23 protein-coding genes are annotated in these 25743 nt (G+C 74.4%); 6 read left to right on the forward strand and 17 right to left on the reverse strand.

Features of this window, described 5'->3' with window-relative positions; translation table 11 throughout:
* The first annotated feature begins 57 nt into the window (after positions 1-57).
* The gene (locus LGQ04_RS07580) at positions 58-3045 is read left to right on the forward strand and encodes a glycosyl hydrolase (RefSeq protein ID WP_229243101.1); all 2988 of its coding nucleotides are present in this window, start codon (positions 58-60) and stop codon (positions 3043-3045) included.
* A 250-nt stretch (positions 3046-3295) separates the two neighbouring features.
* Here LGQ04_RS07580 and trxA read toward each other — a convergent pair whose 3' ends face one another.
* Positions 3296-3676, reverse strand: a complete 381-nt coding sequence (gene trxA, locus LGQ04_RS07585; protein WP_229243102.1) for a thioredoxin — start codon at positions 3674-3676, stop codon at positions 3296-3298.
* A gap of 110 nt (positions 3677-3786) precedes the next feature.
* On the opposite strand from trxA, the gene LGQ04_RS07590 reads away from it, so the two are divergent.
* From LGQ04_RS07590 to LGQ04_RS07600, 3 genes are read left to right on the forward strand one after another with little or no spacing between them, the layout of a single operon-like run.
* Positions 3787-5247 (forward strand): MFS transporter, encoded by a 1461-nt coding sequence (locus tag LGQ04_RS07590; RefSeq protein WP_308016375.1) that lies wholly within the window; start codon positions 3787-3789, stop codon positions 5245-5247.
* The gene (locus tag LGQ04_RS07595) at positions 5210-6853 is read left to right on the forward strand and encodes a pyridoxal phosphate-dependent decarboxylase family protein (RefSeq protein ID WP_308016376.1); all 1644 of its coding nucleotides are present in this window, start codon (positions 5210-5212) and stop codon (positions 6851-6853) included. Before LGQ04_RS07590 ends, LGQ04_RS07595 begins: the two co-directional genes overlap by 38 nt.
* Before the next feature lie 50 nt (positions 6854-6903).
* Positions 6904-7473, forward strand: a complete 570-nt coding sequence (locus tag LGQ04_RS07600; RefSeq protein WP_229243103.1) for an NUDIX hydrolase family protein — start codon at positions 6904-6906, stop codon at positions 7471-7473.
* A gap of 351 nt (positions 7474-7824) precedes the next feature.
* Here the strand turns inward: LGQ04_RS07600 and LGQ04_RS07605 are convergent, their stop codons facing one another.
* Positions 7825-9465 carry an ATP-binding cassette domain-containing protein gene (locus LGQ04_RS07605; RefSeq protein WP_229243104.1) on the reverse strand — a complete coding sequence of 547 codons (1641 nt, stop codon included), beginning with the start codon at positions 9463-9465 and terminating at the stop codon, positions 7825-7827.
* Between the two features lie 40 nt (positions 9466-9505).
* Here LGQ04_RS07605 and LGQ04_RS07610 point away from each other — a divergent pair, with 40 nt between their 5' ends.
* Positions 9506-9964: a DUF3054 domain-containing protein gene (locus tag LGQ04_RS07610; protein ID WP_229243105.1), complete on the forward strand. Its 459-nt coding sequence runs from the start codon at positions 9506-9508 to the stop codon at positions 9962-9964.
* A 16-nt stretch (positions 9965-9980) separates the two neighbouring features.
* Here LGQ04_RS07610 and LGQ04_RS07615 read toward each other — a convergent pair whose 3' ends face one another.
* The 6 genes from LGQ04_RS07615 to clpS form a co-directional block, all read right to left on the reverse strand.
* Positions 9981-10682, reverse strand: coding sequence for a non-canonical purine NTP pyrophosphatase (locus LGQ04_RS07615; protein ID WP_229243106.1), 702 nt, complete (start codon positions 10680-10682; stop codon positions 9981-9983).
* Positions 10679-11440: a ribonuclease PH gene (gene rph, locus LGQ04_RS07620; RefSeq protein ID WP_229243107.1), complete on the reverse strand. Its 762-nt coding sequence runs from the start codon at positions 11438-11440 to the stop codon at positions 10679-10681. The genes LGQ04_RS07615 and rph overlap by 4 nt, the downstream gene beginning before the upstream one ends.
* Before the next feature lie 91 nt (positions 11441-11531).
* A complete protein-coding gene (locus LGQ04_RS07625; RefSeq protein WP_229243108.1) occupies positions 11532-12362 on the reverse strand; it encodes an MBL fold metallo-hydrolase in 831 nt (276 codons plus the stop codon).
* On the reverse strand, positions 12362-13165 hold the full coding sequence (murI, locus tag LGQ04_RS07630; RefSeq protein WP_229243109.1) for a glutamate racemase: 804 nt from the start codon (positions 13163-13165) through the stop codon (positions 12362-12364). The genes LGQ04_RS07625 and murI overlap by 1 nt, the downstream gene beginning before the upstream one ends.
* 101 nt (positions 13166-13266) lie before the next feature.
* Positions 13267-13917: a DUF2017 family protein gene (locus tag LGQ04_RS07635; protein WP_229243110.1), complete on the reverse strand. Its 651-nt coding sequence runs from the start codon at positions 13915-13917 to the stop codon at positions 13267-13269.
* Positions 13914-14201 (reverse strand): ATP-dependent Clp protease adapter ClpS, encoded by a 288-nt coding sequence (gene clpS / locus LGQ04_RS07640; RefSeq protein WP_229243506.1) that lies wholly within the window; start codon positions 14199-14201, stop codon positions 13914-13916. Before clpS ends, LGQ04_RS07635 begins: the two co-directional genes overlap by 4 nt.
* A 120-nt stretch (positions 14202-14321) precedes the next feature.
* Here clpS and LGQ04_RS07645 point away from each other — a divergent pair, with 120 nt between their 5' ends.
* Entirely contained in the window at positions 14322-15686 is a 1365-nt protein-coding gene (locus LGQ04_RS07645) for a nicotinate phosphoribosyltransferase (protein ID WP_229243111.1), read from the forward strand.
* Between the two features lie 48 nt (positions 15687-15734).
* Here the strand turns inward: LGQ04_RS07645 and LGQ04_RS07650 are convergent, their stop codons facing one another.
* The 9 genes from LGQ04_RS07650 to LGQ04_RS07690 form a co-directional block, all read right to left on the reverse strand.
* On the reverse strand, positions 15735-17576 hold the full coding sequence (locus tag LGQ04_RS07650) for a DEAD/DEAH box helicase (protein WP_229243112.1): 1842 nt from the start codon (positions 17574-17576) through the stop codon (positions 15735-15737).
* Entirely contained in the window at positions 17573-17908 is a 336-nt protein-coding gene (locus LGQ04_RS07655; RefSeq protein ID WP_229243113.1) for a DUF3039 domain-containing protein, read from the reverse strand. Before LGQ04_RS07655 ends, LGQ04_RS07650 begins: the two co-directional genes overlap by 4 nt.
* A gap of 173 nt (positions 17909-18081) precedes the next feature.
* Positions 18082-18864, reverse strand: a complete 783-nt coding sequence (gene nagB / locus LGQ04_RS07660) for a glucosamine-6-phosphate deaminase (RefSeq protein WP_229243114.1) — start codon at positions 18862-18864, stop codon at positions 18082-18084.
* Positions 18864-19898 (reverse strand): ROK family protein, encoded by a 1035-nt coding sequence (locus LGQ04_RS07665; protein ID WP_229243115.1) that lies wholly within the window; start codon positions 19896-19898, stop codon positions 18864-18866. Before LGQ04_RS07665 ends, nagB begins: the two co-directional genes overlap by 1 nt.
* A 1-nt stretch (position 19899) precedes the next feature.
* Entirely contained in the window at positions 19900-20829 is a 930-nt protein-coding gene (locus LGQ04_RS07670) for a carbohydrate ABC transporter permease (RefSeq protein ID WP_308016377.1), read from the reverse strand.
* Entirely contained in the window at positions 20826-21782 is a 957-nt protein-coding gene (locus LGQ04_RS07675; RefSeq protein WP_229243116.1) for a carbohydrate ABC transporter permease, read from the reverse strand. Before LGQ04_RS07675 ends, LGQ04_RS07670 begins: the two co-directional genes overlap by 4 nt.
* A gap of 153 nt (positions 21783-21935) precedes the next feature.
* A complete protein-coding gene (locus LGQ04_RS07680; RefSeq protein ID WP_229243117.1) occupies positions 21936-23234 on the reverse strand; it encodes an extracellular solute-binding protein in 1299 nt (432 codons plus the stop codon).
* A 204-nt stretch (positions 23235-23438) separates the two neighbouring features.
* Positions 23439-24599 (reverse strand): ROK family transcriptional regulator, encoded by a 1161-nt coding sequence (locus LGQ04_RS07685; RefSeq protein ID WP_229243118.1) that lies wholly within the window; start codon positions 24597-24599, stop codon positions 23439-23441.
* A gap of 99 nt (positions 24600-24698) precedes the next feature.
* Positions 24699-25685, reverse strand: coding sequence for a PfkB family carbohydrate kinase (locus LGQ04_RS07690; protein WP_229243119.1), 987 nt, complete (start codon positions 25683-25685; stop codon positions 24699-24701).
* Between the last annotated feature and the right edge of the window lie 58 nt (positions 25686-25743).

Consider the following 25743-nt stretch of genomic DNA (forward strand, 5'->3'; position numbering starts at 1 on the left):
CGGGCGACCCGCGCGGGACGACGACGTGCCGCGCCCGACCCTCCGAGGTGAGACGTCGTGCCCGACGACACCGCACGCCCTGCCCTGTCCACCCGTCCACGCCGGCGCGGCCGACGCCGGACCGCGGCCCTCCTCGCGGTCGCGCTCGCGGCGGGCGGGCTCGCCGTCGTCCAGGCCCCGGCGGCCACGGCGGACACCGTCGACGTGGGCGCGGGGTCGTACACGACCGACACCGTCGGCCCGACGCCCGAGGGGTGCGCGGCCGTCGAGGCGGACCCGCGCGCGTTCGTCACCGAGAACGCGCCGAGCACCCCCCTGCCGACGAACGACTGGTGGACGTCCCTCGCCTACAAGCGCCTGGACTGCGCGTGGAGCGCGCCGCTGCACGCCCACCCGGCGTCGTACCAGCCCGGTCCGCAGGGGCTCGGCATCTCGTCCACGACGACGCCCGCGATCTCCGGCAGCGGGACGGGCGTCTCCGAGTACCACTACCCCTACGTCGAGGACCTGCGCGCCGGGGTGAGCGGGCTCGCGGCGCCGCACGTGGCCGTCGACGACTGGACGGACTGGACGGTCAGCCCGGTGTGGGACGACGGCGCGCGCACCCTGCGCGCGACGATCGGGCACGGCCTGCCGTTCGCGTGGTTCGAGGCGACGGGCGGCGACGCGACGCTCACCGCGAGCGCCGCACCGGAGGTCTGGCTGTCCGACGGCGCGCGGCTCGGCCTGCGGGTGAACGGGCACGACTACGTGGCGTTCGCGCCGCCGGGGTCGTCGTGGTCGCGCTCGGGGCAGACGTTCACCGCGCCGCTGGGCGGTGACGGGTTCTTCTCGGTCGCGGTGCTGCCCGACGTCGCGCCCTCCGCGCGCGCGGATCTCGCCGAGGTCTTCGCGTCCGCCGCGTACGCCCCGGTGACGGGGACGACGGCGGAGCACGCCTACGACGAGGCGACGGCGACCGTCACGACGACGTACGCGCTCGCGACGACGCCGTGGCCCGGCACGCCCGCGGCGTCGGGCACGGTCGCGGCGCTGTACCCCCACCAGGCGGCGCACCTCGCGTCCACGTCGCCGGCGCGCGACCCGCTCGACGCGACGTACACGTCCGCGCGCGGCGACCTCACCGTGCTCACCGGGGTCGACGCGTTCACGACGCGCGACGTGTTCCGGGGCGTGCTGCCGGAGGTCCCCGCGGTCGCGACGTCGTCGGGCGCGGACCGGGCGCAGCTCGAGGCGTATCTCGACGACGTCGCCGCCGACCCGCTCGACCAGCGCGGGGACGACACCTACTGGACGGGCAAGGCCCTCGGCCGGGCGACGCGGATCGTGGAGATCGCGGACCAGCTCGGCCGCACGGGGCAGCGCGACGCCGCGCTCGACGCCGTGCGCGGCGTGCTCACCGACTGGTTCACCGCGGCCCCCGGGAAGGCGGCGCGCGTGTTCGCGTACGACGACGCGTGGGGCACGCTCATCGGGTACCCCGGCTCCTACGGGTCGGACCGCGAGCTCAACGACCACCACTTCCACTACGGATACTTCGTCGCCGCGGCGGCGACCCTCGCGAGGTTCGACCCGCAGTGGGCGCAGGACTACGGCGGGATGGTCGACCTGCTGATCCGCGACGCGAACGGGTACGACCGCGACGAGACCCGGTTCCCGTACCTGCGCGACTTCGACGTGTACGCGGGCCACGACTGGGCGTCGGGCCACGGCGCGTTCGCGGCCGGGAACAACCAGGAGTCGTCGTCCGAGGGCATGAACTTCGCGGGCGCGCTGGTGCAGTGGGGCGAGGCGACGGGCGACCGGGAGGTCCGCGACGCCGGGATCTACCTGTACACGACCCAGGCGGCGGCGATCCGCCAGTACTGGCTCGACGTGGACGGCACGACCTTCCCGGAGGGCTTCGAGCACGAGACCGTCGGGATGGTCTGGGGCGACGGCGGCGCGTACGCGACATGGTTCAGCGCCGAGGCGGAGATGATCCAGGGCATCAACACGCTCCCGATCACGGGCTCCCACCTCTACCTCGGGTACTCCCCCGAGCGGGTGCGGGAGCTGTACGCCCACCTGGAGCGCGTGAACGGTGGCCCGCCGACGGTCTGGCAGGACATCCTGTGGAACTTCCTCGCGCTCGGCGACCCGCAGGCCGCGCTCGCGCACGTCCGGGCGGGCTACCCGACGCCCGAGGAGGGCGAGTCCCGTGCCCACACGTTCCACTGGGTCGCGAACCTCGCCCGTCTCGGGACCGTGGACGCGGACGTCACGGCGGACCACCCGCTCGCGGCGACGTTCGTGCGCGACGGCGCCCGGACCTACGTGGCGTCGAACGTGTCCGCGCAGGACCTCACCGTGACGTTCTCCGACGGCACGACCCTCGACGTCGCTCCGGGCGCCACCGCGACGACGGGCGCGACGACCTGGAGCGGCGGGAGCGCGGTCGGCGGCCCGGGCACGCCCACCGACCCGACCGACCCGACCGACCCGACCGACCCGACCGACCCGACCGACCCGACCGACCCGACCGACCCGACCGATCCCACTGACCCGACCGATCCCACCGACCCGCCGGGCGAGCTCTTCCCGGTGCTGCACGTGACCGCGGCGGGGACGCTCGACGCCGCACCGGGACCGGCGGGGACGCTCACGCTCGCGTCCGCGGGCGGCGCCACGCGAGACGGGACGCCGCACGACCCGTCGGTCCTCACGGTGCGGGGTGTCACGGGGTCGTACGACGGCGGGGCGACGGCGTTCGCGCTGCCCGTCGACGCGGGCACCACGGTGGGTCTCGCCGTCCAGGCGCGCGTGAGCTACGACCTCACGGGCGACGGGACGTGGGAGCGCACGGAGACGTACGCCTACTTCGCGACGGACCCGGTCCCGGGCCCGGAAACGTACACGAGCACCGGCCGTCCCGTGACGACGTCGGGCACCCTGGGCGACCTCGACGGCGGCACCGTCCGCCTCGAGCTCTGGAGCGTGCTCGGCACCGCACGCCCCGTCGTCACGACGGGCCCCGACGCCACGCTCATCGTCCCGTTCACCTGATCCGGCACGACGACGGCCCGGCACCTCGCGGAGGTGCCGGGCCGTTCGTCGGTCCGATCATTCGGGCGACCGGGCGTGCGGTCGCGGTACTGACCCGACCGCCGACGGCGGGGTGCGGGACGGCGCGCGCGGTCGTGGCGGGTCTGGCGGGAGCCGCGAGGCACGAGCGGCGGATGGTCGACCGCGCGCGCCGTCCCGCACCCTGACCGGACCCGACGCGCGCACCGGTGCCGCCGACCCGAGACGAGCGTCAGGCGTCCTGCGCCTCCCCGTCGCCCGCGGCGGCGATCTGCTGGCGCACGTCGTCCATGTCGAGGCCCTTCACGGCGTCGACGACCTGCTTGAGCGCGGGGGCGGGGAGGGCGCCGGGCTGCGAGAAGACGAGGATGCCCTCGCGGAACGCCATGAGCGTGGGGATGGACGTGATGTTCGCGGCGGCGGCGAGACCGCGCTCGGCCTCGGTGTCGATCTTGCCGTGCACGACGTCGGGGTTCTCCTCCGACGACGCCTCGAAGACGGGGGCGAACATCTTGCACGGACCGCACCAGTCGGCCCAGAAGTCGACGAGGACGATGTCGTTCTCGGTGATCGTCTGCTCGAAGGTCGACTCGGTGAGGGTCTGCGTGGCCATGGGGGGTCCTCCTGGGGGGTCGGGGTTCCATCGGGTGCAGCAACCGGCGCGCCGTGGGTATTCCCCGTGGGCGCGCCGGGGAACGGGGCGGTACCGCCTACGCTGGCGCTGTGACGAGAGCCACCGCCGACCCGCACGACGCCGACCGGGACGCCGACCGCGCGGCGCCGCCGTCCCTGACCCGGCGCACGATCGCGGGGTACGCCGCGGGGTCGGTGGGGACGGGGGGCTTCGCGACGCTGCCGGGCCTGGTGCTCCTGGTGTACCTCACGGACGCTCTCGCGGTGCCGGCGGCGGTGGCGGGTCTGATCGTCACGGGAGCGAAGGTGTGGGACGTGGTCATCGACCCGTTCATCGGGCGCGCCTCGGACCGTGACCTGGCGCGGAGGGGGTCGCGGCGGCGCCTCATGACGGTGGGTGCGCTGGCGCTGCCGGTGTTCTTCACCGTGACGTTCGCGGTGCCGGGGGCGGCGGGCCCGACGGCGGCGGCGCTGTGGGTCCTGGTCGCGTTCCTCCTCGCGGCGACGGCGTTCAGCCTGTTCCAGGTGCCGTACATCGCGCTGCCCGCGGAGATCGTCCCGTCGTACGACGGCCGGACGCGGCTGCTCGCGTGGCGGGTGGCGGCGCTGGCGTTCGCGATCCTGCTGTTCGGTGCGGGCGGGCCCGCGCTGCGCGGTGACGGCGAGTCGCTCTCGGGGTACCTGGTCATGGGGGTGGTGTCCGGCGTCGTCATCGGTGCGGGGATGCTCGTGGCGACACGGGTCGCGCCGTCGAAGGCAGCACCGGCTCCGGCGACGGACGGGTCGGACGCGCCGGACGGGTCGGGCGGCGCGTGGCTCGCGGCGGTCCGGGAGGCGGGCGACACGCTGCGGCGCTCGCGCCCGTTCCGCGCGCTGCTCGGCACGTTCGTCCTCCAGGCGGTCGCGACGGGGCTCATGCTGGCGGGTGCGGCCTACGTCGCGCGGTACGTGCTGCGCGACGAGGCGGCCGTGAGCTACCTCTTCGCGGCGCTCATCGCACCGGCCCTGCTGTGCATGCCGCTGTGGACCCGGGTCGCACGGCGGCGCGGGAAGGAGCGCGGGTTCGTCGTCGCGACGGTGCTGTTCGCGGCGGCGGCGCTCGGCATGGTGCCGATGCTGTGGGCGCCGGGTCCGTGGCTGTACGTGCCGACGGCGCTCGCGGGGGTCGCGTACGCGGGGATGCAGGCGCTGCCGCTGGCGATGCTGCCGGACGTCATCGCGCACGACGCGCGGACCACCGGCGGACGGGGCGGGGCGTTCAGCGGCGTGTGGACGGCGGGCGAGACGACGGGGATGGCGCTGGGTCCCGCGGTGCTGTCCGTGGTGCTCGGCGTGACGGGGTACGTGTCGACGCGCGCGGGCGAGACTGCGACCCAGCCGGGGAGCGCGGTCGACGGCATCGCGCTGTCGTTCTCGCTGGTCCCGGCGGTCCTGGTGCTCGTGAGCCTCGTCCCGCTGGTGCGGTACGGTCTGCGCAGGGGGGACATCGACGACCCAGCACCGGAGCTGCCCCGTGACGAAACCGCCCCTGCCCGCCGACCGCGCGACTGACCTTCCCGAGGCCGTGCCGCCCGTTCCCGTGCGCAGCGACGGCATCCTCGACCGGCTGGCGCGCCTGCGTGCGGCGGACGCGCCGACGCACGGCGGGCGGGTGCTGTCGTACGTGTACGACCCGGACGTGGCGGAGCTGGACGAGCTCGCGGCGGCGGCGGCGCGCGCGGTGCAGCCGGTCAACGGGCTGGACCCGACGACGTTCACGTCCGTCGCGGTGATGGAGCGCGAGCTCGTCGCGTTCGCGCGCGAGATGCTGCACGGGCCGGCGGACGGCCCGGACGTGGTGGTGGGGTCGGTGACGTCGGGCGGGACGGAGAGCTGCCTGCTCGCGGTGAAGATCGCCCGCGAGGCGTTCGTGGCCCGGCGTCCGGGTGTGCGGCCGCGGGTCGTGGCACCGGTGAGCGCGCACGCGGCGTTCCGCAAGGCGGCGGCGTACCTCGACGTCGAGCTCACGTCCCTGCCCGTGGACCCGGCGTCGGGTCTGCCGGACCCGGCGGCGTTCGCGGCCGAGCTCGACCGCGCGGGCGCGGCGCCCGGGGACGGGGGTGACGTCGCGCTCGTGGTGGTGTCCGCGCCGTCGTACCCGCACGGGGTCGTGGACCCCGTGACGGAGGTCGCCGCCCTGGCGGCCGCGCGCGGGGTGCCGGTGCACGTCGACGCGTGCGTGGGCGGGTGGGTGCTGCCGTTCTGGGAGGCGGCGGGCGGCGGCGGGGTGCCGCCGTTCGACTTCGCCGTCCCGGGCGTGACGAGCATCTCCGCGGACGTCCACAAGTACGGCTACGCCCCCAAGGGCACGTCGGTGCTGCTGGTGCGCGGGCGCGACCGTCAGCGCCGCCAGTTCTTCGCGACGACGGGCTGGCCGGGGTACCCGGTGGTGAACGCCGGGATGTCGGGCTCGCGCTCGGCCGCGCCCCTGGCGGCGGCGTGGGCCGTGTCGCAGGCGCTCGGCACCCCGGGGTACACGGCGCTGACGGCGCGGTGCGTGCGCGCCACCCGGGCGCTGCACGAGGCGGTCGAGGGCATCGAGGGCCTGCGCGTGGTCGGCGACCCGACGGGCCCGCTGGTCGCCGTCGCGACCGACGAGGACGTGCCGCCCGCGCGTCGTGTCGACCCGCACGTGTGGGCCGACGAGGTGCGCACGCGCGGCTGGGTGCTCCAGCCGCAGCCCGGGCTCGTGCAGGACGACGGCACGCGCCTGCCGCACACGACGCACCTCACGGTGACCCCGGTGACGGCGTCCGGCCTCGACGGCCTCGTCCCGGCGCTCGTCGCGGGCGCGGACGCGGTGCGCGGCACGGGTCGTCCGGACGTGTCCGCGGTGGTCGGCGCTCTCGCCGCGTCGGCGGACCCCGGCACGCCGCCGTCGTCCGACGCGCTCTGGGCGGGGCTGCTCGCGGTCCTCTCCCCCGGCGCCGGCGGGGACGAGCGCGCCGGGTCGTCCGGGTCGTCGTCCGGGTCGGTGCTGCCCGACCGGCTCGCGCCCCTCATGGCGCTCATGGAGGTGCTGCCGGCGGCGCGGGCGGAGCGCCTGCTCGTGGAGATCGTCGCGCGTGTCGCCGACCCGTCCTCCACCGGGCGGGCCGGGGTTCAGCCGTCGGCGTGACACCCCGTCGCGGACTCGCCCCGAGCCTCGTCGCGGGGTAGAACAGGGGCGTGACGGACACCGCCGACTTTCCGCCCGACGACTTCTCGCACGAGAACCCCCGGCCCGCCGGGTGGCTCAGCCCCGAGGAGATCGCGGCCGCCCGCGCACAGCTCCCGCTCGTCTACGTCGACGCGATCCCCGTCCGGGTGGACGACTCGGGCGACGTCGTCGCCGTCGGGCTCCTGCTGCGGGTGGCGCCCGACGGGATGATGACGCGTGCGCTCGTGTCCGGTCGCGTCATGTACCACGAGCGCATCCGGGACGCGCTGCTGCGGCACATCGAGAAGGACCTGGGACCGGTCGCGCTGCCGCAGGTCCCGGCGTCGCCGCAGCCGTTCACCGTCGCGGAGTACTTCCCCACCCCGGGCATCACGTCGTACCACGACGCGCGCCAGCACGCGGTGTCGCTCGCGTACGTCGTGCCCGTGTCGGGCGACTGCCGCCCGCAGCAGAACGCCCTGGAGCTCGCGTGGCTGACGCCGGAGCAGGTGTGCAGCGACGAGGTCCAGCTGGAGATGCGCGGCGGCCAGGGGGTGCTGCTGCGCCAGGCGATGGCGTTCGTCGGCCGGCTGCCCTGACCCGCGGCACCGCCGGCCCCGGAGGCACGCGTTCGGGATGACGCGCCCGGCGACGCGCGCCGACGCGGTGCAGCGTGCCACGGGCGACGTGTCGCACCGGCGGACGGGACTGCGCGAGTGGGTGGGGGCCGTGCCGCGGCAGGGCGACGCGGCCCGTCGCGCGGGGTTCCGGCTGCTCACGGCCCCGCGTCCTTCTCCGTCGGCGACGTCGAGGGTCCGCTCGACGACGGCGAGCTGGGGCGCGCCCGCGCCTGGGGCCGCGGTCTCGCGGAGGCCCTCGTCCCGACGCCGGGCCGGGCGACCACCTGACCTCGGGAACCCCCTCTCGGTCGCCCCGGAGCGGGCGCCGGGTCAGCCCCCGAGCTCGAGCCGCGGCCAGTCGTCGAGGTCCTCGCGCATGCGGCGGTCGTGCGTCGCCACGACGACCGCCGCGGGCGTCACGCGCAGCGCCTGCGTGAGCTCGTCGACGAGGTCGATCGACAGGTGGTTCGTCGGCTCGTCGAGGAGCAGCACGTGCGGCGCGGCGAGCAGCGCCCGCGCGAGGTCGAACCGGCGGCGCTGCCCCGCGGACAGCTCCCGCAGCGGACGGTCGAGGTCCGCATCGTCGAGCAGGCCGAGGAACGCGACGGGGACGAGGTGGTCCGGGTCGAGACGCCCGGCGTCGAGCAGGTCGAGCGCCTCGCGCGCGTACTCGTCGAACCCGGTGCGGTCCTCCGCGCCCGGCGGCAGGTCGGGGCCCTCCTGCGCGACGACGCCCAGCCGCGCGCCGTCGACCACCGACCGCGTGCCGCGGTCCAGCCCGACGAGCCCCGCGAGCGCCGCGAGGAACGTGGACTTCCCGCCGCCGTTCGGGCCGGTGACGAGCAGGCGGCCCGACGGCGGCAGCGCGACGCGTGTGCCCGGGAGGTCGAGGCGCGGCCCGCCACCTTGCCCCCCGCCGACGCGGGGGCTGCGCAGCTCGAGGACGGGCTCGGCCGGGTCCCAGCCCGGGGACATGGCGGGCAGCTCGGGGAAGACGAGCTGCAGCGGCGGGACGGGCACCTCGACGGCCTCGGCCTCGAGCTGCTGGAGGCGGCGGTCGGCCGCCTTGACGTGGATGCGGGCGCGCGTGGCGCGGCGGTGCTTCTGGCTGCCCTTCGGGGGGCGCCACTCGTCGGAGAGCCCCTCGTACGAGGCGTCGAGGACGGCCGCGAGCTGCTGCGCGCGCTTCTGCTCCGCACGGTAGCGCTGCCGCCACCGGTGCAGGGCCTGGTTCTTCGCGAACCGGTAGGACAGGTAGCCCGGCTGCCCGTAGAGCACCGGGCGTCCGTCCATCGCCGGGTCGAGGTCGAGGATCTGCGTCGCGACGTCGTCGAGGAGCCGGCGGTCGTGCGTGACCATGACGACGCCGCCGCGCCACGCGACGAGCTCGCCCGTGAGGAAGTCGATCCCCCCGGCGTCGAGGTGGTTCGTGGGCTCGTCGAGCAGCAGCAGCTCGGCACGCTCGGCGAGCCGGCAGGCGAGCCGCACCCGGTACCGCTCCCCCACCGAGAGGGTCGCGAGCTCGCGGTCGCGGTCCCGGCACGCCCCGAGGCGCGAGAGCGCGACGTCGACCCGCCGGTCGGCGTCCCACGCCGCGAGGTGCTCGGCGCGCGCGAGGATCGCCGTGAGCTCGGCGAGGTCGCCCGCGTCGTGGTCGAAGTCGCGTGCGGCGGCGTCGAGTGCCGCGGCGACGGCGCGCAGGCCCGCGAGCGTCGTCCCCACGAGGTCGCCCACCGTCTGCCCCGGCCCGACCGAGAGCTCCTGCTCGACGACGGCCAGGTCGCCCGCGCGCCGCACCTCGCCGCGGCTCGGGACGAGGTCGCCCGCGAGCACGTGCAGGAGCGTCGTCTTGCCCGTCCCGTTCTCGCCGACCACCCCCAGCCGGGTGCCCTCCGCCACGCGGACGGTCACGCCGTCGAGGACGGGGCGACCGGGGTAGGCGAAGGCGAGGTCGTCGGCGGCGAGGTGCACGGGTCAACCCTAGGCCGCGCGGGAGAGGTACGGTCACGGCATGAGCACCGCACCCGGCCCCCTCGCCCCCGCCGCGCGCACCCCGTCGCGTCGGCCGCGGCTCCCGCTCGTGCTGCTCGCCGTCCTGGCCGACGCCGCGTGCGTCCTCGCGCTCGCGACCGGCGGTCTCGCCGCGCACACCCCGGGCGAGGGGGTCGTCCGCCTGCTCTACGTCGCGTGGCCCTTCGCGGCGGGCGCGGCCGCGGGCTGGGCCGTGACGCGGGCGTGGCGACGCCCGTGGCGGGTGTGGCCCACGGGCGTCGTCGTCTGGGGCTGCGCGTGGGCGCTCGGCATCCTGCTGCGCGTCCTCACCGGTCAGGGCGTCGCACCGGCGTTCCAGCTCGTGTCGTTCGGCTTCCTCGCGGCGACGATGCTCGGGTGGCGCGGCGTCGTCGCCCTCGTGGACGTGCTGAGCCCCGCCGAGCGCCGTCGGCGCGCCCGCGACCTCGGCGGCCGCTGAGACGCGGCCCCGGGCACTACCTGGCGAGCGCCTCGACCACGTGCGGTGCCAGCGCCCGGAACGCCGTGCCGCGGTGGCTGATCGCGTTCTTCTCGGCCGGGTCGAGCTCGGCCGCGGAGCGGCGGGGCACCGCGGACCCGTCGGTCGCACCCGGCTGCTCCAGCGGTTCGAGGATCGGGTCGTAGCCGAACCCGTTCGTCCCGCGCGGCGCGTCGAGCAGGACGCCGCGCATCTCGCCCGTGCGCACGACCTCGCGCCCGTCGGGGGTCACGAGCGCCGCCGCGCACACGAACGCGGCGCCGCGGTGCTCGGGTCGCACGTCGCGCAGCTGGGCGAGGAGGAGCTCGAGGTTGGCGAGGTCGTCGCCGTGCCGGCCGGCCCAGCGGGCGCTGAAGATGCCCGGCGCGCCGCCGAGGACGTCGACGGCGAGGCCCGAGTCGTCCGCGACGGCCGGCAGCCCGGTGGCGGCGACGAGCGCGCGGGCCTTGATGAGCGCGTTCTCGGCGAACGTCACGCCGTCCTCGACCGGCTCGGGGGCACCGACGTCCCCCGCGCCGACGACCTGGTCCGGCGCGAGCGCGACCCCCGGGTGGGCGCCGAGCTCGGCCGCGAGGATCGCGCGCAGCTCGGCGATCTTGCCCCGGTTGTGCGTCGCGAGGACGAGGCGCGCGCCCTCGGGCGACCGGGCGGCGTCGGGCCCGGTGCTCGCCGTGCTCACGCGTCCGCCGCGAGCGCGGCGCGCTGGATCGAGGTGAGCTGCGCGGTCCCGCCCACGGCGAGGTCGAGGAGCGCGTCGAGCTCGGCGCGGTCGAACGGCGCGTGCTCGGCCGTGCCCTGCACCTCGACGAACGACCCCGAGCCCGTGACGACGACGTTCATGTCGGTCTCGGCGCGCACGTCCTCGACGTACGGCAGGTCGAGGAGCGGGACGCCGTCGACGATCCCGACGCTGACGGCCGCGACGGAGTCGGTGAGCACGGGCTTGCCGCCCGACTTCACGTGACCGTGCCGCTGGCCCCACGCGACGGCGTCGGCGAGCGCGACGTAGGCGCCGGTGATCGCGGCGGTGCGCGTGCCGCCGTCGGCCTGGAGGACGTCGCAGTCGAGGACGATCGTGTTCTCCCCGAGCGCGGAGACGTCGATGACCGCGCGCAGCGAGCGCCCGATCAGGCGCGAGATCTCGTGCGTGCGCCCGCCGATCTTCCCCTTGACGGACTCGCGCTGGCTGCGCTCGTTCGTGGCGCGCGGCAGCATCGCGTACTCGGCGGTCACCCACCCCTCGCCGGAGCCCTTGCGCCAGCGCGGCACGCCCTCGGTGAACGACGCCGCGCACAGCACGCGCGTGCGGCCGAACTCGACGAGCACGCTGCCCTCGGCCTGGTCGAGCCAGTGGCGGGTGATCGTCACGGGGCGGAGCTGGTCGGGCGTGCGGCCGTCGGCGCGCGCGACCGGCGCGGAGGGTGCGGGGGTGGTCATGCGCCCACCCTACCGAGCACCCCCTCCCCGCTGAGTGCGGGGCATTCGTCGTCGGGGGGCGGGCGGGACGACGAATCCCCCGCACCCACGGTCAGACGAGGAACTCGGCGCCCGTCGTCGCGACGTCGACCGGGCCGGCGTACGTCCGACGCGCCTCGGCCAGCGAGCGCTGCGGGTCGTTCCACGCCGGCAGGTGCGTGAGGACCAGGCGGCGGGCGCGCGCCGCCGTCGCGACCTCCCCCGCCCGACGACCCGTGAGGTGGATGCCGCGCTCCACGCCGTCGTCCCGACCCTCGTGGAACGCGGCCTCGCACAGGAGCAGGTCGGCGTCGCGCGCGACGTCCACCACGCCGTCGCACGCGTCCGTGTCCCCCGAGTACGCCAGCACGGCACGCTCCCCCGGGCGCACCGACGACGGGCCCGTGACCCGCACCCCGTACGCCTCGACCGGGTGCAGCACCCGGAACGGCTCGAGCGTGAGCGGCCCCACGGTCACGGGCGACCCGGGCGACCACGGCCGCACGGCCAGCTCACCCGTGATCCCGTCGCCCGGCTCGGCACCGTACGCCTCCTCGACACGCCGCGCCGTGCCCGAGGGGCCGAGGAGCGGCAGCCGCGACGGCACGCCCGTGCGCGCCGAGCCGCGCTCCGGGTGGTAGCGCAGGTAGACGTACAGCCCGCACACGTCGACGAAGTGGTCGGGGTGCAGGTGGGACAGCGCGACCGCGTCGAGGTCCAGCGGGTCGACGAACCGCTGCAGCGCGCCCAGCGCCCCGTTGCCCAGGTCGAGCACGACGCTCCAGTCGCGCTCCTCGTGGCCCGTGGCCGCCGCGAGCGCCGCAGGCACCTGGACCAGGTACGACGACGCGGGCGAGCCCGGGCCTGCGAACGACCCCGAGCAGCCGACCGTGACGAGGCGCATCAGGCGGCCTCCACGGTGAGGACCTCGGGGCCGAGGAAGCGGCGCGCGAGGTGCTCGAACGGCGCCGCGCTGCCCGTCGCGAGGAAGCGATGGGCCGGGGGGCCGGCGTCGCGCGACCGTTCGAGGTCGTGCGCGACGAGCGTGCGGTACACGTCCTTCGCGGTCTCCTCGGCGCTCGACACGAGCGTGACGTCCTCGCCCATGACGTAGGAGATCGCGCCCGTGAGCAGCGGGTAGTGCGTGCAGCCGAGGACGAGCGTGTCGACCCCGGCGGCCTTCACGGGGTCGAGGTACTCGTGCGCCACGGCCAGCACCTCGGGCCCGGACGTCACCCCCCGCTCGACGAACGACACGAACTCCGGGCAGGCCTGCGTCGTCAGGTGCAGCCCGGGCGTGACCGCGAACGCGTCCTCGTAGGAGCGCGACGTGATCGTCGCGCGCGTGCCGATCACGCCGATGCGCCCGGACCGCGTCGCGGCCACGGCGCGCCGCGCGGCCGGCAGGACGACCTCGACCACCGGCAGCCCGTGCCGCTGCGTGTACCGCTCCCGCGCGTCGCGCAGCACCGCCGACGACGCCGAGTTGCACGCGATGACGAGCATCTTCACACCGTCGTCCACGAGCTGGTCCATGATCGCGAGCGCCATCGCCCGGACCGCGGCGAGCGGCTTCGGCCCGTACGGCCCGTTCGCGGTGTCCCCGATGTACAGCAGGGACTCGTTCGGCAGCTGGTCGAGGACCGAGCGCGCCACGGTCAGACCGCCCACGCCCGAGTCGAAGATGCCGATGGGAGCGTCGTTCACGCGCCCGAGCCTAGTGCTGGCCGGACGCGACGACCGCTCGTGCGGCCGACGTCACGGTGTGGCAGCGCCCACAACGCCCCGGCGCGCCACGGCGACGCGCCTCACCGACCCGCCCTCAGGTCCGCCAGCATGCCGTCCACCAGCGACTCCTGCAGCAGCCCCGAGAGCAGGAACACGCTCACGAGGAACCGGCGCGCGGCACGGCCCTCCACGTCGCCGTCGAGGTCCGGGCCGTCGTCGCCCTCCGCGTCCAGCTCGTCGTACAGGCCCTCGACCTGCGCGTCCGTGCGCAGGCCGAGCCGCTCGGCGAGCACGAGACGCACGTCGGTCAGCGCGCCCGCGACCCGCCGGGCCGCGTCGCGCGGCACCACGAACGGCGCCGCCGACGCCGGCTCGCCGTCCACGAGCATCTGCCCCAGCAGGACCAGGCGCCCCACCTTCTGCGCGGCGAGGTCGTCCTGCGTGAGCCGACGGAACTCCTGCGCGACCTCGTCCTCGTCCGACGCGTCCGGCAGGAGGCGGCGCACCGCCGGGTCCTGCGGCACCGGCCCCTGCCCCGCGGCCGACGGGACCGGGCCCGTCCAGCCCGGCGGGACCCACGCGCCGTCGGGCACCGGACCGGCACCCGGCCCGTCCGGCACCTCCGTCTGCAGCATCTGCGCGACGTCGCCCGCGAGCTGCGCGAGCACGATCCGCTCCGACGGCTCCAGCTCGGCCACGTACCCGCGCGACTCCGCGCGGAACGGCCTCACGCCGCGTCCTCGCGCTGCATCGTCGCCCACAGCCCGAACGAGTGCATCGCCTGCACGTCGACCTCCATCCGTTCCCGCGGCCCCGACGACACCACCGCCCGGCCGTCCTGGTGCACCTGCATCATCAGCTCGTTCGCGCGCGGCGGCGCGTACCCGAAGTACGACTCGAAGACGTACGCCACATAGCTCATGAGGTTCACGGGGTCGTTCCACACCAGCGTCACCCACGGACGGTCGGCGGCCAGGTCGAGACCCGCGTCGACGTGCGTCGCCTCGTCGGGCACCGTGAGGGACGCGGACGGGACGCCGGGACGGGAGGTCGGGGGCAGCACGGTCACGCCACCACTGTATTCGTGGGCACGCCACCACCCGTCACGACGCAGCCGTGCCCTAGGTTGGTCCGCATGAGCCTCCCCGCCCCGGGCAGCGGCGCCCACCGGCGCTCGACCGCGCTCCTCACGGACCGCTACGAGCTGACCATGCTGCAGGCCGCACTCGCCGACGGCACCGCCCACCGCCACTGCCTCTTCGAGGTGTTCACCCGGCGACTGCCCGCCGGCCGGCGGTACGGCGTGCTCGCCGGGACCGGCCGCGTCCTCGAGGCGCTCGCCGACTTCCGCTTCGACACCGCCGAGCTCGACTGGCTGCGCGACCGCGGGGTCGTCGACGAGCGCACCCTGGACTACCTCGCCGGCTACCGCTTCACCGGGTCGATCTCCGGGTACGCCGAGGGCGAGGTGTTCTTCCCGCAGTCCCCCGTCATGGTCGTCGAGGGGACCTTCGCGGAGGCCGTCGTGCTCGAGACCCTCGTGCTGTCGGTCCTCAACCACGACTCCGCCGTCGCGTCGGCCGCGTCGCGCATGACCAGCGCCGCCGTCGACCGCCCGTGCCTGGAGATGGGCGCCCGGCGCGCGCACGAGGAGGCCGCCGTCGCCGCCGCCCGCGCCGCCGTCGTCGCGGGCTTCGCCGGGACGTCGAACCTCGAGGCCGGGCGCCGGTACGGCCTGCCCACCATCGGCACCGCCGCGCACGCCTTCACCCTGCTGCACGACGACGAGGAGTCGGCCTTCGCGTCCCAGGTCGCCTCCCAGGGGCCCGGCACGACGCTCCTCGTCGACACGTACGACGTGCGTCGCGGCGTCACGAACGCCGTGCGCGCCGCCGGGACCGGGCTCGGCGCGGTGCGCCTCGACTCCGGCGACCTGGGCGCGCTCGCCGTCGAGGTGCGACGCCAGCTCGACTCGCTCGGCGCCCGCGGCACCCGCATCACCGTGACGTCCGACCTCGACGAGTACGCGATCGCCGCGCTCGCCGCCGCACCCGTCGACACGTACGGCGTCGGGACGGCGCTCGTCACCGGGTCGGGCGCGCCGACCTGCGGGATGGTCTACAAGCTCGTCGCGCGCGAGAACTCCGGTGGGGTGCTGCAACCCGTAGCCAAGGCCTCGACGGCCAAGACGAGCTCCGGCGGACGCAAGGTCGGCGCACGCCGCTACGGCGACGACGGGCGCGCCGTCGAGGAGGTCGTCGTCACCGGGCACGACCTCGCCGTGCGCGACTGGGACCCCGAGGCCGAGGAGGGCGACGTCCGCCCCCTCCTCGTCCCCCTCGTCGTCGACGGCGCCGTGGACTCCCGGTGGCTCGGCTCCTACGGCGTGCAGAACGCCGCCCAGCGTCACCTCGAGGCGCGCGCCGAGCTCCCCCGCGGCGCCCGTCGCCTGTCCGCCGGCGACCCCGCGATCCCCACGGTGGTGCACACCGTCGGCTGAGGCTTCCCGTCGGCCGAGACTTCCCGTCGGCCGAGACGTCCCGGGCGGCTACGTGCGGCCGACGAACCAGCCGCGGACGAGACTCACCCGCGCGTCGAGCTGCTCCGCCGTGGCGAGCGGCACCTCCGGCCCGCCGCACCGCCGACGCAGCTCGTTGTGCACCGTGCCGTGCGGTTGCCCGCTGCGCCGCGCCCACGCCGAGACGAGCTGCTGGAGCTCCTTGCGGAGCTCGGCCGCCCGACGGTGCTCCAGCTCGGAGCGCTGCCGCTCCGCCGCCGCGCCGTTCTTCGACCGGGCGGACATCTGGTCCGCCTGCCGCTGACGCAGGAGCGTCGTCACCTGGTCTGCGTCGAGCAGCCCCGGCAGACCGAGGAAGTCGAGCTCCTCGTCCGAACCGACGTCCGCCCCGGTGCCGAACTCGCCGCCGTCGAACAGGACACGGTCGAACGACGCCTGCGCCTCCAGCGCCTCGAAGCTGCCCTGGACGAGCTCGCCCGACGCCTTGTCCTCCCGATTTGCCGCGGCGAGCTCGGCGGCTTCCGGGTCGAAGCCCTCCCCCTGCTCCTCCGCCGTGAGCGGTCGGTCCAGCGCGTGGTCCCGCTCGATCTCCAGCCCGTTCGCGAGCTCGAGGAGCGGTCCGACGCTCGGCAGGAACACCGACGCCGTCTCCCCTCGCTTGCGCGCCCGGACGAACCGGCCCACGGCCTGGGCGAAGAACAGCGGCGTCGACGTCGACGTCGCGTAGACCCCCACCGCGAGGCGCGGCACGTCCACCCCCTCCGAGACCATGCGGACGGCGACCATCCACCGCTGGTCGCCGTCGGAGAACTCCTCGATGCGCGCGCTCGCGCCGTCGTCGTCCGAGAGGACGACCGTCGGCGAGGTGCCCGTGATGCGTGCCAGGTGGCCCGCGTAGGCGCGGGCGTCCGTCTGGTCCGTCGCGATGACCAGCGCGCCGGCGTCCGGGATCGCACGGCGCACCTCGGTGAGGCGCTTGTCCGCCGCCGCGAGCACCGACGGCACCCACTCGCCGTTCGGGTCGAGCGCGGTCCGCCACGCCTGGCCGGTCATGTCCTTCGTGAGCGGCTCCCCGAGACGGGCGCTCACCTCGTCGCCTGCCTTCGTCCGCCACCGCATCTGCCCCGAGTACGTGAGGAAGAGCACCGGACGGACCACGTGGTCGCGCAGCGCGTCGCCGTACCCGTAGGTGTAGTCCGCGCGGGAGCGGCGGATGCCGTCCGGACCGCGCTCGTACTCGACGAACGGGATAGGTGCCGTGTCCGACCGGAACGGCGTCCCGGTCAGGCTCAGCCGCCGGGTCGCGTCCTCGAACGCCTCGCGCACCGCCTCGCCCCACGACAGGGCGTCCCCGCCGTGGTGCACCTCGTCGAGGATGACGAGCGTGCGCTCCGCCGTCGTCCGCGCCGCGTGCAGGGCCGGCTTCGCCGCGATCTGCGCGTACGTCAGCGCCACGCCGTCGTAGTGCGCGCCGTGCCGCCCCTGGCTGTTGCGGAAGTTCGGGTCGATGCGCACACCGACCCGCGCCGCGGCGTCGGCCCACTGGTGCTTCAGGTGCTCCGTCGGCGCGACCACCGTCACACGACGCACCACGCCCCGCTCCAGGAGCTCGGTCGCGACGCGCAGCGCGAAGGTCGTCTTGCCCGCACCGGGCGTCGCCACCGCGAGGAAGTCGCGCGGCTCACGGGTGCGGTACAGCTCGAGCGCCTCCGCCTGCCACGCGCGCAGCTTCGACGCCGCACCCCAGGGGGCGCGGCGCGGGAAGGCCGGAGAGAGGTGGGAGGCCGCCGCCGACGACGGGCTCTGGGGCGATCCGGTCGACGGGCCGGGACGGGACGTGCGGGGTGCGGACGGGTGGGGAGTGCCGCTCACTTGCCGGAGTCGCCCTCGCCGTCCTGCGGGTCGCGCAGTCCGTCGTAGATCTCCTTGCACGTCGGGCAGACGGGAAACTTGTTCGGGTCGCGGCCCGGGACCCAGACCTTCCCGCAGAGCGCGATCACGGGCTTGCCGGACATCGCCGACTCCATGATCTTCTCCTTGCGCACGTAGTGCGCGAAGCGTTCGTGGTCGCCCGGCTCGGTCTGCTCGTGGGTCTCCTCACGCTCGAGGACGCCCGTCGAGGTACCGGTGGAGGGCTCGGTCGACGGGTTCCGGAAAGGGTCCTCGGGACCCCCGGGGGGCGTGCTCGCGCGGAGTTCGGTCATGGTCCGCAGTCTACGTCGCGCCGGTGACGACGCGTGGGCCGCAGCGTCCCGGCGAACGCACGAGCCCGCCGGGGCCTGCGCTCCAGGGGCAGCGGAGCACGGCGCCCGGCGGGCGGCTGGGTGCACGTCGGCCGACCGGTGCGGAACAGCACGACGCAGGAACGGTTCGTCGGTTACAGGCCCTGCCAGGCAGGCTTGGACGCGTACGTCTGGCGGTAGTAGCCCGCGAGCTGCAGGCGCGAGGCCGCCGCGTCGTCGACCAGCACCGTCGCGTGCGGGTGCATCTGCATGATCGTCGCGGGCCACAACGCGCTGACCGGACCCTCCACGAGCTGGTGCACCGCCTCCGCCTTGCCCTTGCCCGTCGCCAGCAGCACCAGGTGCCGCGCCGACATGATCGTCGCCAACCCCTGCGTCAGGCAGTGCTGGGGCACCTGGTCCACGTCGTCACCGAAGAACCGCGCGTTGTCCTCACGCGTCTGCGCCGTCAACGTCTTGATCCGCGTGCGCGACGCCAACGACGACCCCGGCTCGTTGAACGCGATGTGCCCGTCCGTCCCGATCCCCAGGATCTGCAGGTCCACACCCCCCGCGTCCGCGATCGCCGCCTCGTACGCCGCGCACGCACCCACCAGGTCCCCCGCGTTACCGTCCGGACCCTGCACCGCACCCGGGGCGAAGTCCACCCGCGAGGCGATCTCCGTCTCGATCACGTTGCGGTACCGCTCCGGGTGCTCCGCCGGCAGACCCACGTACTCGTCCAGCATGAACGCCCGCGCCCGCGCGAAGCTCAGACCCGACTCCTCGTGCCGCCGCACCAGCTCGTCGTACACCTTCAACGGCGACGAACCCGTCGCCAGACCCAGCACCGCCTGCGGCCGCGACCGCACCAACGACTCGATCGCATCCGCAGCCAGCACCGCCAGCTCGCCCGCCGGGGCGATCACGACCTCCATCAGAACTCCTTTCGACGGCCGACGAGGGCGGCACCCACCGCGGCCACGGGGACGTCGTGCGGCGCCAGGGACACGCGGTCCGCGAGCTGCAACGACGACAGGAACGGGGACGTGCGCGACTGCGCCACGAGGGCGGCGCGCACTGCGTCAAGGAGCGGCTCGCCCAGGGCGGACACGCCGCCGCCCAGGACGACGTGCCGGACGTCGACGGTGAGCTCGAGGATCCGCACCGCGCTCGCCACCGCGGACGCGAACTCGTCCTTGATGCGCTGCGCCTCGACGTCACCGGCCGCGGCGGCCTCGAACAGCTCGGCCGGGGCGGGACGCCCGTGGCGCGAAGGCCACCGGGCGCTGAGCGCGGAGCCCGAGGCGTAGACCTCGACGCACCCGCGCTGCCCGCACGCGCAGAGCGGTCCGCGCGGGTCGATCGGGATGTGCCCGATCTCCCCCGCCGCGCCGCTCACGCCGCGCCGCAGCTCGCCGCCCAGGACGATCCCCGCCGCCAGCCCGGTGCCGAGCGCGAGGAACGCGAGGTCCGACCCGTCGGCCCCCCGCAGGTGCGAAGCACCGAGCGCGGCGACATTGAGGTCGTTGTCCGTGCGGACCGGGACGCCGCCGATCTCCCGCGACACGTGCTCGGCGAGCGGGTAGCGGCCCCCCTCGATGCCGAGGTTCACCGCGTGCGTGACCGACCCGTCCTCGGGGTCGACGAGACCCGGTACCCCGATGCCCACGCCCTCGAGCGTCGTCGGGTCCGCGCCGACGCGCCGCGCGACCTCGCCGATCGCGCGGACGGCGCTCCGCACGACGCCTTCCGGTCCCAGCGTCGTGGGAATCCGGACCGCCTCGTGCGACGCGCCGTCCGGGTCGACGAGCGTCGCCAGGACCTTGGTGCCCCCGATGTCCAGGCCTGCCGTCCACCCCGGCACCGACCGGCCCCGCACCGCGGTGCGGGGGGTCGGTGCCACGGGCAGGGCGGTGCCGGGACCGGCCACCTCGCCCGGGAGCGAGGCGGCCGTGCTCAGATCGCTCACGTCAGCCCTTCACCGCACCCGAGACGAGACCACCGGTCATACGACCCTGGACGATGACGAAGAAGATGACCACCGGGATGGCGACGATCACCGAGCCGGCCATGAGCGCGCCCCAGTTGGTCGCCTGCGTGGCCTGCTGGAACGTGCGCAGCCAGACGGGCAGGGTCATCGACTCCGGACGCTGCATGATGATCAGCGCCATGAGGAACTCGTTCCAGGCCTGGATGAAGGCGAACACGCCGGTCGCGACGAGGCCGGGGGCCAGGAGCGGGAAGGTGATCTTCCAGAACGCCTTCGGCCGGGAGCAGCCGTCGATCATGGCCGCCTCCTCGAGCTCCGCCGGGACGCCGTGCACGAACCCGCGCAGGGTCCAGATCGTGAACGGCAGGACCGCCGAGATGTAGATGATCGCCAGACCCATGATCGTGTTGAGCATCTGCCAGCCGTCGATGATCCGGAAGATCGAGATCATCATGGCCTCGCCCGGGATCATCTGGACCACGAGGATCGCGACGATGAACGCCTTGCGGCCCTTGAAGGAGAAGCGCGTGATGGCGAGGGAGGCGAGGAAGCCGAGGACCATCGTCACCACGAGGGTGATGAAGGTGACCCCGATGGAGTTCCCCAGGGCCGGCGGGAGCGGTGCACGGGAGTCGTCCGTCCACACGTTCACGTAGTTCGCGGTGGTGAAGACGTCGGGCGTCGGGAAGAAGTGCAGGTCCGTTCCGCGGATGAGGTTCGTCGGCAGGAACGACGTGTTGATCATCCAGTAGACCGGGAAGATCGACGCGATGAAGACGATCACGGCGAGGATCGAGTAGAGGACGTTCGCCGTCTTCTTGCGCTGCGTGTCCTTGCTGCGCCGCGGGACGTCCCGCACGGGGGTCGCCGCGTGCCGCACCGGGGCGGCCGGGGTGGAGATGGTGCTCACAGTTCTTCCTCCCGGACGGTCCGGCGCACGTAGTAGAACGAGATGCCGAGCATGATGAACACGAAGATCACCGCGATCGCGCCGGCGACGCCGTAGTGCCCCTGGGCCATGCCCATCTGGTAGATGTACACGCCGATGGTGTTCGTCTTCTCGCGGTCACCGCCGATGCCCTGCAGCGCGTAGACCTGGGTGAACACCCGCAGGTCCCAGATGATCGACAGGACGATGAGGACCGTGTAGATGCTGCGCACGTACGGGACCATGATGAGGCGGAAGCGCTGCAGCGGGGACGTGCCGTCGAGCTGCGCGGCCTCGAGGACCTCGCCAGGGATCTGCGTCAGGCCGGCGTACAGCGTGAACGCGACGAAGGGCACGGCACCCCAGACGATGATCAGGGTGAGGATGAGGAAGAACTGGATCGGGTTGAGGAGCCACGAGTGGCCCATCCAGTTGTCGCCGGTGATCTTCGTCAGCAGGTTGTTGACGACGCCGTACTCGGTGTCGAAGAGCCAGCCCCAGACGATCGTGCCGGCCAGCGGCGGCATGGCCCAGGCCAGCAGCAGGCCCACGGAGACGAGCGTCCGGAAGCCCTTGTTGAGGCGCATCATCAGCAGCGCGACGAGGGTGCCCAGGAGGAGGGTGAGCGCCACCCACACGACCATGAGCACGAAGCTGCGCAGCAGGACGGTCCAGAAGCCGTCGACGTCCGTGAGGACCTCGACGTAGTTGTCGAAGCCCACCCACTCCGCCGGCACGCCCATCAGCTGAGCGCGCTCGTACTCCTGGAAGGACATGACGAACAGTCGGACGAGGGGGTAGCCGACCATGACCCCCAGCACGACGAGGCTGGGGACGAGGAGGCCCCACGGGAGGACCGGAGGGCGCCGCGTGGACTTCTTCCGCGAGTCCGCGCGCGGCGACGCGGTCCGGGGTTCGAGGGTGGTTGAGCTCATTTCCTCACTCCGTCGAGGGGTGCGCGGGTGGTGCGCGGGCGACGCGAACGGGTCGCGTCATGCGCAGGGGTGGGGGCTCCGGGAGGAGCACCCACCCCTGACGGACCGAGCGTCCGGTGCCGCCCCGAGGGTCCCGCGGCGGCACCGGGCGGCTCAGCTGTTGAGGATCTCCTCGATCTTGGCGTCCAGCTCCTCGGCGACGGCCTTCACGTCGTCACCGTTGGCGATGCGGGTGAACGCCGTCTGGAGCACGTTCTGCGCCTCGACGTCGGCCCAGCGGGGCGACACGGGCGTGACCTTCGTGTTCTTCGACACCTCGACACCGGCCTGGGCGATCGGGTTGTCCGTGGGGACCTTCTCGGCGAGCGAGGTCTTGGCCGGGATGAGGCCGTTCTCCGCGAGGATGGTCTGGTACTCGTCGCTCATCATGATCTCGTAGGCCGAGACCGCGAGCTCCGGGTTGTTCGACTTCGACGCGACGGCGAGGTTCGAGCCACCACCGAAGACGGTGGCCGTGCCGCCGTCCTTGCCGGGCAGGGGCATCGCGGTGAGGTCGGAGCCGTAGGTCGACTCGCAGCCCGGCGTCTCGGCGTCCTCAGGAGCCTTGATGGACCACTGGATCCACGTCGGCGCCGAGAGGTAGCCGACCTTGCCCTCGCAGAACGGCACCTGCAGGTCGGTCTCCTGACCGTCCTTCGGCGCGAGCGACGCGTTCTTCATGAGGTCCGCGACCTGCTCGAGACCGGCGAGGCCACCCTCCGAGGAGAAGCCCGCCTCCCACGTGCCGTCCTCGGCCTGCTCGGCGATGAAGCCGCCGTTCTCCCAGACGAACGGGAGCGCGTTGTACCAGTCCTGGCCCGGCCAGTAGAGGCCCGAGACCGAGTCCGTCGTCATCGCCTTGGCGTTGTCGACGTACTCGTCGAGCGTCGTCGGCACGGGCGTGTCACCCGTGACCTGCGGGGAGTAGAACACGACGCGCGAGCCCGCGTAGTAGGGCAGGGCGTAGTGCTTCTCGTCCCAGGTGCCGGCCTCGACGAACGCGGGGAGCAGGTCGTCGCCACCGTAGGACTCGAACTCCTCGGCGGTGATCTCACGGAAGTAGCCGGCCGAGGTGAACGCGGCGGACTGCGTGTTGCCGACCTCGACGATGTCGGGGCTGTCCGAGCCGGAGAGCGCGGTCGTGAGCTTGTCGACGAGGCCCGTCCAGGACTGCTCCTCGATCGTGAGCGTGCTGCCCGGGTTGGCGTCCTCGAACGTCGTCGTGAGGTACTCGCGCGCGGCGTCGGGCGTGTCCGAGCCGACGAGCCAGACGCGGACCTCGCCGCTCGCAGCGGTCTCCTCGCCGGACCCGTTGTCGTCGTCCGTGCCGGAGCCGGAGCCGCAGGCGGTCAGCGCGAGTGCCAGGGTGATGGTCGACGCCACGGAGGTGGCGACGAGGCGGTTCCTCTTCACTGGGTGCTTCCTCTCGGTGTTTCTGTGTGGCGGCGTCGGTGACGCCACCCGAGGTGTGGCAGGGGCCCTGCGTAATTCACGGTGTGCAGGGGTACTGCGGACCGGGCGGGTGCTGCACTGGGGTGCCCGGGGGTTCGTGGTGATCGGTCGGACCGCGTGGGTCGGTCCTCCCGGTCGGGCAGGGGGGTCAGGTTCGACGAGGTCTCATGAGACCCCCAGCTGTCCGGACAGGACGAGGACGGCGGCCCCGGCAAGGACCACGTCTTCGTCGAGCGTCGCCATGCGGACCCGCAGATCACGGCCGATCGCCGGCATCGTGCGGGCACGGATGGTCTCGAACGCCGTCTCCCGCAGGGACCCGTCGAGCAGGTCCGCCGGACCGCTGACGAGGATCTCCGCGAGGTTGAGGGCGCTCACGACAGGAGCCAGGGCGATGCCCAGCGTCCTGCCGACCGACGCCAGCGCGGCGTCGGCAGCCTCGGTGTCGAGCCCGTCGACCGCACGCCGCAGCGCCGGGACGGACAGGACGGTCTCCAGGCAGCCCCGGCGCCCGCAGGCGCAGAGGTCGCCGTCGTCGACGACGGTCACGTGGCCGAGCTCGCCCGCCGCGTCGCCGTGGCCGTGGATGCGCGAGCCGTCCACCATGATGCCCGCGCCGACACCCTCGCCCACGGTGAGCACGAGCAGGCCGGTGCCGGACGCACCGCCGAACGTGAACTCCCCCAGCGCGGCGATGTTGGCGTCGTTCGCGACGTGGACCGCCAGGCCGAGCCGCTCGGTGAGCTGCTCCGCGAGGGGGACGTCGTACCAGCGACGGTTCGGCGCCTCGACGACCCGGCCGTCCGCGTCGACCACACCGGGGGAGCCGATGCCCACGCCGATGACGGGCTGCGTGCCCGCGGCGATGAGGCCGCGGCAGAACCGGGTCAGCAGGTCGACCAGCTCGTCGCCCGTGCGACCGTCGACGGCCAGGCTCTGCCGGACCACGAAGTCGCCCGTGAGGGTGAGGACCGCGCCGCGCATGACCTCGTCGTCCGTGAGGTCGACGGAGACGATCTGGTAGGCGCTCGTGCGCATCCCGACGAGGATGGCGGGCTTGCCGACGCGCTGCCCGGGACGGACACCGAGCTCCTCCACCAGTCCCTCGGCGATGAGCACGGAGACGAGGTCGGAGATGGTGACCCGCGTGAGCGAGGTCGCCCGGGCGAGGTCGGCACGCGACGTGGGGCCCTCGTGGAAGAGGTGCTGCAGCACGAGGGAGCGGTTGTGCGCCCGCGCGTGCTCGGGGAGCACCTTCGCGGTCGGCCTGAGCCCTGTGCTCAGGCGTCGGCGCGGTGCGCCGTTCCCTGTGACTGCCGTCGTCATGTTTGTTAGTAGACCGCCTTTACTAAGACGGTGTCAACCTGCTCGTCACGGGAGTTACCGAAACGTTGCCGAGCGTTCCCCCGGCCGGGACCGAGGTCCTCAGCCCCGGTCGCCGAACGTCCCTGCCGACCCGTCGCGGGCCCGTCCGTGCGCCCTCTCGAGCGCCCCTCCGAGCGCCCCTCCGAGCGCCCCTCCGAGCGACTCTCCGAGCGACTCTCCGAGCGCCCACCCGAGAGCCCCCGCGTGCTCCACCGACCGCGCGGCCACGACGACGGCGCGTTCCAGCGCCTCGCGCGGGCCGGCGCCCTGGGCGAGCGACGCCGCGAAGGCGCCGTGCACCACGTCGCCCGCACCGAGCGTGTCCACCACCCGGCGTGCGGGCGGCACGGGGACGACGCAGCGGACGCCGTCGTCGAGCACCTCCACCGGGTCGGGCCCGTGCGTGCGCGCGACGAACGCCGGTCCCGCCGCGGCGAGCGCGTCGAGCAGGTCCGCCTCCCCCACGCCGGGGAGCCCGAAGTCCGCGGAGGCCACGACGGCGTCGCACAGCGCGAGGATCTCCTCGGTGCGCGGCTTGGAGGAGCCGGCGTCGAGCACGACGACGCACCCCACGTCCCGGGCCCGCCGCGCGAGCGGGACCGCGACCGCGGGGAGGTGCCCGTCGAGCAGGAGCACGTCGCCCGGGCCGACGGCGCCGAGGAGCGCCACCGGGTCGTCGACGACGTCCGCGGGCCCCAGCGCGCTCGCGTTCGTGCTCACGACGGCGCGCTCCCCGGTGGACGCGGTGACGAGCACCGTGGAGACCGCCGGTGCCGCGGTACGCGCTCGTTCCGGACCGAGCGCCTCGACGAGCTCGACGCCTGCCGCGGCGACGTCGGCGCGGACGGCGTCGGCGAGCGGCCCGGTCCCGACCGCGGCCACGAGCCGCGCGGGCACCCCGAGCGCGACGGCCGTCGCCGCCGCGTTGGCGGCCGGGCCGCCGAAGGCCGCGTCGAGGCTGCGCGCGACGATCTTCTCGTCGGGTCCGGGAAGTCGGTCGACCCCCTGCACGACGTCGAGCGTCAGCAGTCCGCAGCACACGAGCACGCTCCCATCATGCCCGCCGGTGACCGCCAGATCACGGCCAGTTCACAACACGGTCACG

Source organism: Cellulosimicrobium marinum (genome assembly GCF_020551945.1).
GTDB classification, from domain to species: domain Bacteria; phylum Actinomycetota; class Actinomycetes; order Actinomycetales; family Cellulomonadaceae; genus Cellulosimicrobium; species Cellulosimicrobium marinum.